The organism is Cognatundibacterium rugosum (assembly GCF_014284365.1).
GTDB classification, from domain to species: Bacteria; Pseudomonadota; Gammaproteobacteria; order Burkholderiales; family Burkholderiaceae_D; genus Undibacterium; species Undibacterium rugosum.
This window is the reverse complement of record NZ_JACOGG010000007.1, coordinates 18,267-31,667: the sequence shown is the minus strand read 5'-3', so window position 1 is coordinate 31,667 and position 13,401 is coordinate 18,267. Positions and strand designations below refer to the sequence as shown.

The window sequence follows — 13,401 nt, the reverse complement described above, 5'->3', positions numbered from 1 at the left end:
ATATGACCGGCTTGATCCGGCATCGCAGTCAGCCACTTGTAGGCTGACCGTGCAGTGCGTGATTAGCTAATCGCTTCCAGTTGTTCTTGCTGTTCCAGCCATTCCATTTCCAGCTGTTCCAGCTCTTTCACGACATAGGCTTGATCCAGCAACAAGGCTTTCAGCTTTTCTTTATTCGCTTCATCGTACATGCTGCTGTCTTCGAGCTGACTTACTATGCTGTTTTTTTGCGCATTCAGTTTCGCCATATTTTCTTCCAGGCGTTTGATGCGGTTTTCTATCGGCTTACGTGCCGCAGACAGGCGCTGGCGTTGTTCTGTATCGCGTTTGCGCTGCTCTTTATCGTCAAGCTTAACGGCAACTGGCTGCACCTGAGGCAGGCTGTCCTTCGCCTTACTTTTCTCAGGCAAAGCATTGTTGGCAGCGGCTTCCAGCTTGCTCTTGAACAGCCAGTTTTTATAGTCATCCAGATCGCCGTCGAAAGGCATCAGTTTGCCATCCGCGACGATGATGAACTGATCGGTGGTGGCGCGTAACAGATGGCGGTCATGGGAGACCACCACCAGCGTGCCTTCAAATTGCGCCAGTGCTTCGGTCAGGGCTTCGCGGGTTTCCAGATCCAGATGGTTGGTCGGTTCGTCGAGTAACAACAGGTTAGGGCGCTGCCACACGATCATCGCCAGTGCCAGACGCGCTTTTTCACCGCCTGAGAAAGGTTTGATCGGGCTGGTCACCATCGTGCCAGGGAAGTTAAAGCCGCCCAGGAAGTTACGCAATTCCTGCTCACGGACATCCGGTGCGATATGCGCCAGATGCCACAACGGTGATTCGTCGTGGCGCAGCATTTCTACCTGATGCTGGGCGAAATAACCGATAGACAGGCCTTTACCGGTTTGCATAGTCCCTGCCAGCGGTGAAATGTCACCGACGATGGTTTTGATCAGCGTGGATTTGCCGGCGCCATTCACGCCGAGCAAACCGATACGCTGACCGATCTGCAGAGAGAAGTTAACCTCACCGACGATCTTTTTCTCAGTAAAGCTATGATCAGTCGCAGACTCAGTACGATAGCCGCAATCCACGTCTTCCATCACCAGCATAGGATTCGGTGCGCTCAGGGGTTCACGGAATTCAAATGAAAATTCGGCAGCAGCGCGCAAAGGAGCCAGCTCTTCCATCCTGGCCAGTGCTTTGATACGGCTCTGCGCCTGTTTGGCCTTGGTCGCTTTGGCTTTAAAACGGTCGATGAAGGATTGCAGATGGGCGCGTTTGCGGTTCTGCTTTTCTATCATGCCTTGCGCCAGCTCCAGCTGGGCCGCACGCTGACGTTCAAATGCCGAGTAATTACCCGAATAACGCTTGAGCTTGCGGTCATCAATATGTACCACCACATTCACCACGCCGTCGAGAAAATCGCGGTCATGGGAAATGATGATCAGGGTACCCGCATAGCGTTTGAGCCAGTCTTCAAGCCAGATAATCGCATCCAGATCCAGATGATTGGTCGGTTCATCGAGTAATAACAAATCCGATTTGCACATCAGTGCCTGCGCCAGGTTCAGGCGCATACGCCAGCCGCCGGAGAAGCTCGCAACGGACTGTTCTAACTGATCCAGCCGGAAGCCCAGACCGATCAGCAATTGTTCGGCCCGTGAGCGTACCGTGTAGGCGTCCGCATCGGCCAGGGCACCATACAGGTTGCCGATCTGTATGCCATTGTCATGGCTTTCCGGCTGGGCTTCCAGCGCGGCTAATTCGGCTTCCAGCTTACGCAGGGTCACATCGCCATCAATTGCGTAGTCAATTGCACTGCGTTCCAGCGGCGGTGTTTCCTGCGCCACGTGCGCCAGTTGCCATTTAGCTGGAAATTCTATACTGCCCTGATCCGGATGTAATTCTCCACGCAGCATCGCGAACAGGCTGGACTTACCCGCGCCATTGGAGCCGATCAGACCAATTTTATCGCCGGGGTTGAGCGTCACGTCAACGCTGTCAAACAAAGGTTTGGTACCGCGGGCGAGAATGACTTGTTGCAAACGTATCATAGAGAATTCAATTCGGAGTAAGGCTGTGAGCCGCAGTGCCACAGCTGGTATAACACTAAGGCTGCAATGGGCTGGCGGAACTTATCGCTGAAATATCAGTGACAGCAAGGCCATCGGCGCTGCGCATTCTGCGTCAGCCGGGCCGATGACCCCAAAAAATACGGTCAAATTTAGCTTTGCCCCTTTTGCATGTATGCATGTGACAACGCATGCATACATGCACTGGTGATCAGGCCTGGAAATCCTGCAAATCACGTGCTTCGATCAGGAAAACCATGTCGTCGCCTGCGCTGGTAGAGACCCAGGTCAGGTTCAGTTCAGGGAAAGCCGCTTCTGCAAACGCGCGTTCATTGCCGATTTCCACCATCAAAATACCATCCGCTTTCAGGCGTTGAGCGGCACCGGCCACAATCTTCCTGACCAGATCCATGCCATCATCGCCACCAGCCAGTGCAATTTGCGGCTCATGCAGGTATTCCTGCGGCAAGATCGCCATAGAACCGGAATTCACATACGGCGGGTTAGTGATGATCAGGTCATATTGCTTATCCGGCACATTCGTGTACAGGTCAGACTGGATCAGATTGACGCGGTCTTGCAACTCATAAGTCACCACGTTTTTGCGTGCCACTTCGAGTGCGTCAGCGGAAATATCGACTGCATCGACCTGCGCATTCTGGAACATATCGGCCAACATAATCGGCAGGCAGCCGGAACCGGTACACAGTTCCAGGATATCCGTGATGCTGTCAGGATCGTTCACCCAAGGTGAGAAATGTTCAGGGATCAGTTCCGCGATGAAAGAGCGCGGCACAATCACGCGTTCATCCACATAGAAATTATAGGTGCCGAGCCAGGCTTCATTGGTGATGTAGGAAGCCGGCACGCGGTCTGCTGCGCGGCGTTCGATGACTTGCATGACTTTGCTGATTTCTTCCGGTAGCAGACGCGCATCCAGGAAAGGATCAATTTTATCCAGCGGCAGATGCAGGGTATGCAGCAACAGGTAGGCTGCCTCATCCAGCGCATTGGCACTGCCATGCCCGAAAAATAGCTTTTCCTGATTGAAGCGGGTGACTGCATAGCGCAACAGATCGCGCAGGGTGGAAAATGGTGATGTGGAAGTAGTCATAGTCGTTAATGATTGATGAACGTGCTGAATATCTGCGGCGCTATCTCAGATTTGCTAAAACAGCGCTGCTATACCTTTCTCAGGTCAGCAAATTCTCCAGCGTTCGTCGGTAAATATTCTTTAAAGGTTCGATATCTGCCAGCGCGATATGCTCGTCGATTTTATGGATGCTGGCGTTGGGAGGGCCGAACTCTACCACTTGCGGGCAAATCTTGGCAATGAAACGGCCATCGGAAGTGCCGCCCGTGGTCGATAATTCAGTCTCCAGGCCGGTTTCTGCGCGTATCGCAGCGGCCAGCGCGTCGCTCAGGCTGCCTTTAGGCGTCAGGAAGGGGTGGCCGCCTATAGTCCATTTGAGCGCATAGTCCAAACCGTGTTTGTCCAGGATCGCATGCACGCGCTGCTGCAGGCCTTCGGCCGTACTGGCCGTCGAAAAGCGGAAATTGAAATCAATGACCGCTTCACCAGGGATGACATTCGAGGCACCGGTGCCGGCATGGATATTTGACATTTGCCATGAAGTTGGCAGGTAGTAGTCATTGCCTTCATCCCAGACTTCTGCCACCAGCTCCGCCATTGCCGGTGCAAACAGGTGAATAGGATTTTTAGCCAGTTGCGGGTAAGCAATATGGCCTTGCACACCGCGCACCGTCAGTTTGCCCGACATGGTGCCACGCCGTCCGTTTTTAATGGTGTCGCCAAGTTGCGCTGAGGAGGTGGGTTCGCCGACGATACAGTAATCGAGCTGCTCGCCACGTTCTTTGAGCTGATTGCAGACGACGACCGTGCCGTCAGTCGCCGGTCCCTCTTCGTCGCTGGTGATCAGAAAGGCAATCGAGCCTTGATGATCCGGATGGGCGGTGATGAATTCTTCGGTCGCGACCACAAACGCAGCAATCGAGGTCTTCATATCGGCCGCACCACGGCCATACAATTTGCCGTCACGCTGGGTAGGCGTGAAGGGGGCCGATTGCCATTGGGCGACCGGGCCGGTCGGCACTACATCGGTGTGGCCTGCAAATACCAGCACGGGCTGCTGGGTGCCACGGCGCGCCCATAAGTTAGTTACGTCGCCGGACTGTATGGTTTCGCAGGTAAAACCCATTGGTTCCAGCAATGAAATCAGTGTGCGCTGACAGCCTTTATCCTCAGGGGTAACGGAGTCAAGTGCGATTAATTGCTCAGTCAGAGCGAGGGTTTTACTCATGGTGTTCAGAACCGGGAAAAAATAGTGTTAAACGTGTCGGGTGTAAAACCTACCGACACATGCGCAATGCCTTGTGCATCGCTGATTTGCAGCACAGGACGCTTGACCAGCGAGGGATTGCCAAGTATCAGCGCTATCGCAGCTTCAGTTTCAGTGGCAGACTGCTTTTGTTCATCGCTGAGTGCGCGCCAGCTGGTGCCTTTACGATTGATCAGCACATCCAGACTCAGATGCTCCAGCCATTGTTCTATCGTGGCGCGTTCCAGACCTTGTTTTTTGAAATCGTGAAAAACGAAATCCGGATGCTGCTCCTGCATCCAGACCCGTGATTTTTTGACGGTATCGCAATTCGGAATGCCGTACAGGGTGATTTTGCGTAGACTGCTATTCATTGGCTAACTTATTGGCAAATTCTTTGACTCATTCGTTCGTTCACTCATTCACGGTTTAAACGTTCAGGGTGAATTCGGTGAAAGAAGCCTCTTCTTTGGTTTCCGGCTCAGGTTCCGGTACCGGTGCCTGATTGGTTGAGGTTTCGTTATTCAGCAGCCATAACAGATTATTGGCTGAGTCGGCATTGGCCAGACCTTCTTCCTTGCTGATCAGGCCATCTTTAATCAGCGTCATCAGCGCGCGTTCAAAGGTTTGCGAGCCGGGTGACAGACTCTTCTCGATCGCTTCCTTGATCTGGAAAATATCACCTTGCTCTATCAGTTCAGATACATAGCGCGTATTGAGCATGATTTCGACTGCCGGGCAGCGGCCGCCATCGACGGCGCGGATCAGACGCTGTGAAATGATGGCGCGCACCGACGAGGCCAGGTCCAGCAGCAGGGCAGTGCGGTTTTCCATGGGGAAGAAGCTGATGATGCGGTTTAGCGCCTGATAACTGTTATTGGCATGCAGGGTCGCCAGCACCAGATGGCCGGACTGCGCATAGGCAATCGCCGCCATCATGGTATCCAGATCACGGATCTCACCAATCAGGATGCAATCCGGCGCCTGACGTAAGGAGTTTTTCAGCGCGGTCTTGAGGCTTTCTGAGTCACTGCCGATTTCACGCTGATTGACGATGGATTTTTTACTGCGGAACAGGTATTCAATCGGATCTTCCAACGTCAGGATATGGCCGGATTTGATTTCATTTCTGTGATCCAGCATCGATGCAATCGTGGTCGATTTTCCTGAGCCTGTGGCACCAACCACCAGAATCAGGCCACGCTTTTCCATAATCAGTTCTGACAGCACCGGTGGCAGATTCAGGCTGTTCAATTTTGGGATGTCGCCAGGGACGAAACGGAACACGGCAGAAATCGAACCGCGCTGACGGAAGGCCGACAAACGAAAACGGCCTATGCCTGGCGCGCCGATACCGATATTGAGTTCATTTTCGCGCTCCAGCACTTCCAGATGCTCAGGCGCGATGACCTCGGCTAACAGGGCGAGGATATTCGCCTGATCCATACGCTGCTGATTGATAGGCAGCAGATTGCCATTAATCTTGAGATGGACTGGCGAATTAATTGCGAAAAACATGTCTGAAGCATGTTTTTCCTTCATGAGCTGAAACAAGCGCTCCATTGCTGCCATGATGCTTCCTTTTCCCTGTTATACGAATTGTTCTGCTTATCTTATTGATTGTAAGTGACTGCGTATCAGCGCTATGTGCTGCGGGTTGCAGCCTGTTGCGCTGATCGCTGATACCAAGCCAGGCACAGAGTCGGGCTAGGTGTCCGACATTCAGTCGGACATTAAGCTTGAATTATGCACCGCGCAATAATTCGTTGATACTGGTTTTAGAGCGGGTTTGTGCATCGACGCGTTTCACGATCACTGCACAGTACAGACTATATTTGCCATCAGCGGAAGGCAGGCTGCCGGAAACGACAACTGAGCCGGAAGGTACGCGGCCATAGCTGACTTCGCCAGTAGCACGGTCATAAATTTTAGTCGACTGACCGATGTACACGCCCATGGAAATCACGGAATTCTCTTCTACGATCACACCTTCCACGATTTCGGAACGCGCACCGATGAAGCAGTTATCCTCGATGATGGTTGGATTGGCTTGCATCGGTTCTAATACGCCGCCAATACCAACGCCACCGGATAAGTGAACGTTTTTACCGATCTGAGCGCAGGAACCAACGGTGGCCCAGGTGTCTACCATCGCGCCTTCATCGACATAGGCGCCGATATTGACATAGGAAGGCATCAACACGACGTTTTTCGCAATAAAGCTGCCGCGACGAGCGACTGCAGGCGGCACCACGCGGAAACCGCCCTTAGCAAAGTCTTCGGCAGTGTAATTGGCGAATTTAGTCGGTACTTTGTCGTAGAACTGCATATGATCGCCGGATGGCATACAGATATTGTCTTCCAGTCGGAAGGACAGTAGCACGGCTTTCTTTACCCATTGATTAACATGCCATTGGCCTTCGATTTTTTGCGCGACGCGCAGGCTGCCTGCATCCAGCTCGGACAACACATGTGCGACTGCTTCACGCACTTCGGCAGGTGCTGATTTCGGTGAAAAACTGGTACGGTCTTCCCAGGCTTGATCAATGATTTGCTGTAATTGTTGAGTCATGGTGATGTTGGCTTTTAAAGAATGAAATTAAATAAAAAACAGTGAAGCCTGGGCTCAGCTGAGCTGATGCGATTCCCGCATCATAGTGCTTAGTCGGCGCAGACTCAATCTTAGTTGGTGTGGTTGGTGTGTTATGGCGTCGGACTGGGCTGGTTTTACCTTTGTGGGGTGCTGACAGACCAGGAGCAACCGTGATTGACCTTTATTGTCCTTTTAGCTCATGGCAGAAAGCGACGATACGCTGCGCCGCTTCCAGGCACTCCGCGACGTCTGCCACTAAAGCCATACGGATGCGGTTAGCGCCCGGATTGATGCCATGTGCTTCCCGGGCCAGATAACTGCCCGGCAGCACGGTGACGTGATAACGTTCATACAATTGACGTGCAAATTCGGTATCGCTGATACCCTGCAGGTGATCGACTTTCGCCCACAGGTAAAATGCCGCATCCGGCAATTGCACATCCAATACCTGTTCTAGCATAGGTGTGATTTGTGCGAATTTTTGGCGATATTTGTCGCGGTTTTCCTGTACGTGGATTTCATCATCCCAGGCGACTACCGATGCTGCTTGTATCATCGGGCTCATTGCGCTGCCGTGGTACGTCCGATACAAGAGAAACTGCTTCATGATTGCTGCATCTCCGGCAACGAAGCCTGAGCGCATGCCGGGCACATTCGAGCGCTTGGATAAACTCGACAGGCTGATCAGGCGTTGGTAATCGCGTCCCAATTGACGCGCTGCCTGCATCGCTCCAAGCGGCGCGTCAGTTTTGAAATAAATTTCGGAATAGCACTCATCGGCTGCAATCACAAAGCCGTAACGGTCGGACAGTTCAAACAATTCTTTCCAGTCATGCAGTTGTAAAACCGCGCCGGTAGGATTGCCGGGTGAGCAGACGAACAGCAACTGTACCCGTTGCCAGATATGCTCAGGCACCTGGCTGTAATCGGGCGCAAAATTGCGGGCCGGATCCGCATTGACAAAATAAGGCTCAGCGCCGGACAAATAGGCGGCACCCTCGTAAATCTGATAAAACGGATTTGGGCACATGATGAGTGGCTTGCCATCTTTGCATGCAGCCGGGTTGACGACGGTCTGCGCGAGCGCAAATAAGGCTTCGCGCGATCCGTTGACCGGCAAAATCTCAGTGGCAAAGTCAGGCGCCGGGATGTCATAACGTCGCGCGATCCAGTTGGCGATGCTGCGACGTAAGGCTTCCGATCCGGCGGTTAAGGGGTAACTGGCCAGACCCGCCAAGTTATTGCGCAGAGCATCTTCAATCAGTGCCGGTGTGGGATGCTTGGGCTCGCCGATGCCCAGACTAATCGCTTGATAAGCCGAATTCGGCGTAACACCGCTGAATAACTGGCGTAATTTTTCGAAAGGATAAGGCTGCAGGCAGGTCAGATAGGGGTGAAAAGTCATGTTGGAATAGTTCAGTTTCGGTTCTGCTGAGTTAGTTAAAAGGCAGGCGGATGATGGGCTGGCGTCACTGATGCTTTCCGACATCACATTTGCTTTGTTCTTCTCGCAAGCAAGGTTTAACATATTATATCCTTTGCCCGATTCTCCCGAGAAAGGCTTTGTCACAATTAAATTAGGATTTTTTAAGCTTTTTTACAGAAAATAGTGTTTTTGTTGGCTATTTTTTAAGGCTTTTTTATGAAAATTTCGGGCATCAAATGGTATGATGCCATGCTTTCCTGTCTGGCTCAGGGTATCCGTTCTCACGAATAAAAGTGCAGCTCCGTGAGGGGCTGCAGACGATAATAAAATTTCATCAAGTGCGATTAACCTCTATTAAACTGTCGGGATTTAAATCCTTCGTTGATCCAACGCATTTTCAGGTGCCTGGGCAACTGGTCGGCGTCGTGGGGCCGAACGGTTGTGGCAAATCAAATATTATTGATGCCGTGCGTTGGGTGCTGGGTGAATCCAAAGCATCCGAGTTGCGTGGTGAATCCATGCAGGACGTTATTTTTAACGGTTCCACGCACCGCAAACCGGCTGGCCGCGCGTCGGTAGAGCTGGTATTTGATAACAGCCTCGGCAAAGCAGCCGGGCAATGGAGTCAATACGCAGAAATCGCAGTCAAGCGTACGCTGACCCGCGACGGCACCTCCACTTACTACATCAATGGACAGGCGGTCCGCCGGCGTGATATTCAGGACATCTTCCTGGGTACCGGTCTGGGGCCGCGCGCTTACGCGATTATCGGTCAGGGCATGATTTCCCGGATTATCGAAGCCCGCCCTGAAGAATTGCGTATTTTTCTTGAGGAAGCTGCCGGGGTGTCGCGTTATAAAGAGCGCCGCCGTGAAACCGAAAACCGGATTCACGATACCCATGAAAATCTGGTGCGTGTTGAAGACATCCTGCGTGAGCTGAATAACAATCTCGAAAAACTGGAAGCGCAGGCCATCGTGGCCAATAAATTCCATGCGCTGCAGGCAGATCAGGAAGAAAAGCAAAAACTGTTGTGGCTGTTGCGCCGTAACGAGGCTGCGAATGAACAAAAGCGCCATTTTGCCGAGATAGAAAAGACTCAGCTGGATCTGGAAGAACAAACTGCGAAACTGCGTCATGTGGAGCTCGAACTCGAGCAAATGCGCCAGGCGCATTATGCCGTGGGCGATCGCATGCATCAGGCACAGGGCCATCTATACCAAACCAATGCTGAGATCGGCAGCCTGGAAGCACAGATCAAATTTGTGATCGAATCGCGTAGCCGTTTGCAGTCACAACTGCATTCGCTCAAAGCGCAACGCGATCAATGGCAGTCGCAGAGCCATCATTTACAGGATGATTTAGCTGAAGCCGAGATTCAGGTCGAAGAATTAGCCATGCGTGCTGAACAGGCCGCAGAATCGGCGCAGGCACAGCAAGATACTTTGCCTGCGCTCGAACAGGACTGGCGCGAATCGCAATTGAAATCGACCGAGTCGCGTGCCAGGATCATGCAGATGCAGCAGCAGATCGAACTCGAATCTGCGCATCAGCGCAATGCATCGAACATCCTCAATAGCCTGGCGGCGCGTAAAGAACGCCTGATGCAGGAAAAACAGGGACTGGCGACGCCCGATTCTACCCATCTGGATAATCTCTCTTTCCAGTTGGAAGAGAAAAAACAGGTGCTGGAAGAGCTCAATATGCAGCTGGAAGAAGCGCAGGAGCGACTTCCGACGCTGGATGAACAGCGCAAGCAGGCACAGCAGCAGGTCAATCAGGATGCAGCTGAACTGGCACAGTTAGAGGCGCGTTTGCTGGCCCTCAAGCAATTGCAGGAAAAAGTACAAAGTCAGGGCAAAGTACAACCCTGGCTGGACAAACATGAGCTGGGCAGTTTGCCTAAGCTGTGGCAAAAGCTACATATCGAAGCAGGCTGGGAAACAGCGCTGGAGTCAGTGTTGCGTGAGCGTACCGCATCGTTGGAAATGTCTAATCTGGACTGGGCGAAAGCATTCTTCAGCGATGCGCCGCCTGCCAAGCTGGCGGTGTACAGTCCTCAGGTACAGGCAGAACCACCAGCCAGTGCGCCTGGTCTGAAACCGTTTATCGAGCTATTGCAACTGAACGAAACTGGTATCCGCAGTTTGCTGCAGGACTGGCTGCATCAGTTGTATGTGGCTGAAGATGTGAATTCAGCATTTGCCAATCGCGCTCAACTACCGTTTGGCGCCTCGTTTGTGACGCGCCAGGGACATGTGATTTCACGTACCAGCGTGCGTTTTTATGCCTCAGATTCTGAGCAGGATGGTTTGCTCGGACGCCAGCAGGAAATCGAGAATCTCGGTAAGCAATGCCGCGCGCGCCAGATGCTGGCGGATGAGACAAAAAATGCGGCCATCAGGGCAGAGGCAGCCTATACCCAGGCAGCACAGCAATTACAGGATTTACGTCAACGCGTCGCTGCACTGACGCAGAGTACCCATAGTCTGCAAATTGAATTCATGAAGCTGGCCGAGGTACAGGAACGCTTTAACCAGCGCTCGACACAGATCGGCACCGATCTGGCTGAGATAGCGGCGCAGGAAGCTGAGCAGCAGCAGGTGCGCGCAGAATCTGAGCAAAAATTTGAGACGCTGGATCTGGAACTGGCTGACATGCAGGAATTGCATGAGCAGGGGCAGACAGCCTATCTGGAAAAAGAACACGGTTTGAATCAGGCCCGCCAGCGCGTGCGTGATCTGGAGCTGGCAGCACAGGAAGCAGCGTTTGCTGAAAAATCCCATCGCAATAAGATGGAAGAAATGCGCAGGAATATTGCGACTGCACTGGAGCAGTCAGCGCAGTTATTTGCCAGCATGGAGCAAGGCCAGCTTGAGCTGGAAAGTATGAATGACCAGGCAGCGCAGGCTGGTTTGCAGGATTTGCTGGACCGCCGTACCGAACAGGAAAAAGCGCTGGCCAATGCGCGTCATGAACTGGATCAGCTGACGCAGTCGCTGCGTCAGTTTGAAGACAATAAAAATCAGATAGAACGCAGCTTGCAGCCGCAGCGTGACCGGATTATGGAGTTGCAGCTCAAAGAGCAGGCGGCACGCCTGGCGCAGGAACAGTACCAGGAGCAACTCAGGAATTTTGAGGTCGATGAAGCGAAACTTGCTGAAAAACTGCATGATGATCTGAAACCTTCTTATCTGCAGGGCGAGGTCACGCGACTGGGCAATGCGATTGCGGCTTTAGGTGCGGTGAATATGGCGGCGCTGGAGGAACTGGCTCAGGCCAGCGAGAGAAAAACTTTCCTCGATGCGCAGCATGCTGATCTGACCGAAGCGATTACGACGTTGCAGGATGCAATTCATAAAATCGACATCGAAACCCGCGAGTTATTGCAGGCGACGTTCGACAAAGTGAATTTCCACTTTGCTGAGTTATTCCCAATTCTGTTTGGCGGTGGTCAGGCCAAGCTGATTATGACTGGCGATGAAATTCTGGATTCTGGTGTTCAGGTCATGGCGCAGCCGCCAGGCAAGAAAAATGCGACGATCCACCTGCTGTCCGGTGGTGAAAAAGCTTTAACTGCGACTGCCCTGGTGTTTGCGATGTTCCAGCTGAATCCGGCACCATTCTGTTTGCTCGATGAGGTCGACGCGCCGCTGGATGACTCGAATACGGAGCGTTTCTGTAATATGGTGAAACGTATGTCGAATAACACACAGTTTTTATTTATCTCCCACAATAAAATTGCGATGGAAATGGCGCAGCAGCTGATAGGCGTGACCATGCAAGAGCAGGGGGTTTCTCGAATTGTGGCGGTGGACATGGAGTCTGCTGTCAATTTTGCTACTGAGGTTCAAGCAGCATGACGGATTTACAATTAAGTTTATTTGCAAGTGGCGGTGTACTCGTGGTTGGGGTCTTTGCTTTCAATAAGTGGCAGGAATATAAGGCGAAGAAAACCGTAGAGAATGCTTTCGGTGATGGCGATGATGATGCCTTACTTAACCCGTCAGATACTCCGGTAGTACGCCAGGAACCTAAACTAAGCCCTGAGCATACGAAGCTGGAACCCGCACTCGAGCCACACTCTGAACAGGAGTCGGACAGCACAGCTGTGACGGCAGGCGATGTGAATGGTACTGAGCCAGACACTGAAACGCAAACGCTGACAGTCAAAGTAAGCGCAAAAGAATTGCCTGTCGATGAGTTAATCGATTGCGTGATTCCACTCGAATTTGACACGCCGGTGCGTGGTGAGAAATTACTGGCTGAAATCGCCGAATTAAAATACGTGGGTAAAAAACCTGTTCATTTTATCGGCATCACAGCAGCCGGTGATAAGGATGTGATTGCCACTGGCGGCGCCTATACGACGCTGTTGGCAGGTATACAGATGGTCAGCCGTAGCGGTCCTTTGAATGAACTCGAGTATTCAGAGTTCGTGATGAAGCTGCGTGCCATTGCCGACAATCTGAGCGCACATCCCGATGTGCCCGACATGAATCGCGTGATCAGCAATGCCAGGGAATTACACCAGTTTGTGTCTGAACATGATGCCCAGCTGAGTGTGAGTATTGCTGCCAATGGGGCGGCCTGGGCCTTGAATACCTTGCTCGCCGCATTAGAGAAAATGGGCTTCGACCAGCGTCCGGATGGCCGTCTGATGATGCCCGATGGCGATGGTGGCAGTCTGTTCACCTTGTCGACCAATGTAGGCGTGAGTGAGACCATGACCTCTCGCCTGACGCTGTTGCTGGATGTACCTTGCGTGGCCCCGGCCCGTGATGGCTTCGGTGCGATGGCGGCCTGTGCCAGATCGCTCGCAACCCGTCTGGGTGGTATCGTGGTGGATGACGGTAATCGTCCTATTTCTAAAGAAGCCTTGGACGAGATCGCAGGTCAGGTCAGTGAATTTTATAGCGCAATGGATGAGGCGCAGGTTCCCGCCGGCTCGGTACGTGCGCAGCGTTTATTCAGCTGATC

At 52.5% G+C, this 13,401-nt stretch carries 9 protein-coding genes; 2 read left to right on the top strand and 7 right to left on the bottom strand.

Annotation, left to right across the window (positions count from 1 at the left end; all coding sequences use genetic code 11):
- Window positions 1-62: 62 nt before the first annotated feature.
- The 7 genes from H8K47_RS08125 to dapC form a co-directional block, all read right to left on the bottom strand.
- The gene (locus tag H8K47_RS08125; protein WP_186880910.1) at window positions 63-2,045 is read right to left on the bottom strand and encodes an ATP-binding cassette domain-containing protein; all 1,983 of its coding nucleotides are present in this window, start codon (window positions 2,043-2,045) and stop codon (window positions 63-65) included.
- A 229-nt stretch (window positions 2,046-2,274) separates the two neighbouring features.
- Window positions 2,275-3,177, bottom strand: a complete 903-nt coding sequence (gene prmB, locus H8K47_RS08120; protein ID WP_186880909.1) for a 50S ribosomal protein L3 N(5)-glutamine methyltransferase — start codon at window positions 3,175-3,177, stop codon at window positions 2,275-2,277.
- 79 nt (window positions 3,178-3,256) lie between these two features.
- Complete coding sequence (gene dapE / locus H8K47_RS08115; protein WP_186880908.1) at window positions 3,257-4,384, bottom strand: succinyl-diaminopimelate desuccinylase; 1,128 nt, start codon at window positions 4,382-4,384, stop codon at window positions 3,257-3,259.
- 5 nt (window positions 4,385-4,389) lie between these two features.
- The gene (locus H8K47_RS08110) at window positions 4,390-4,776 is read right to left on the bottom strand and encodes an arsenate reductase (protein WP_186880907.1); all 387 of its coding nucleotides are present in this window, start codon (window positions 4,774-4,776) and stop codon (window positions 4,390-4,392) included.
- A 55-nt stretch (window positions 4,777-4,831) separates the two neighbouring features.
- A complete protein-coding gene (locus H8K47_RS08105; RefSeq protein WP_230405265.1) occupies window positions 4,832-5,974 on the bottom strand; it encodes a PilT/PilU family type 4a pilus ATPase in 1,143 nt (380 codons plus the stop codon).
- 172 nt (window positions 5,975-6,146) lie between these two features.
- Window positions 6,147-6,974 carry a 2,3,4,5-tetrahydropyridine-2,6-dicarboxylate N-succinyltransferase gene (gene dapD / locus H8K47_RS08100; RefSeq protein ID WP_186880906.1) on the bottom strand — a complete coding sequence of 276 codons (828 nt, stop codon included), beginning with the start codon at window positions 6,972-6,974 and terminating at the stop codon, window positions 6,147-6,149.
- 202 nt (window positions 6,975-7,176) lie between these two features.
- The gene (gene dapC / locus H8K47_RS08095) at window positions 7,177-8,400 is read right to left on the bottom strand and encodes a succinyldiaminopimelate transaminase (RefSeq protein ID WP_186881056.1); all 1,224 of its coding nucleotides are present in this window, start codon (window positions 8,398-8,400) and stop codon (window positions 7,177-7,179) included.
- A gap of 359 nt (window positions 8,401-8,759) precedes the next feature.
- On the opposite strand from dapC, the gene smc reads away from it, so the two are divergent.
- Together smc and H8K47_RS08085 are read left to right on the top strand one after the other, a co-directional pair.
- Window positions 8,760-12,284 carry a chromosome segregation protein SMC gene (smc, locus tag H8K47_RS08090; RefSeq protein WP_186880905.1) on the top strand — a complete coding sequence of 1,175 codons (3,525 nt, stop codon included), beginning with the start codon at window positions 8,760-8,762 and terminating at the stop codon, window positions 12,282-12,284.
- Window positions 12,281-13,399, top strand: a complete 1,119-nt coding sequence (locus H8K47_RS08085; protein ID WP_186880904.1) for a cell division protein ZipA C-terminal FtsZ-binding domain-containing protein — start codon at window positions 12,281-12,283, stop codon at window positions 13,397-13,399. The genes smc and H8K47_RS08085 overlap by 4 nt, the downstream gene beginning before the upstream one ends.
- The last annotated feature ends 2 nt before the right edge of the window (window positions 13,400-13,401 follow it).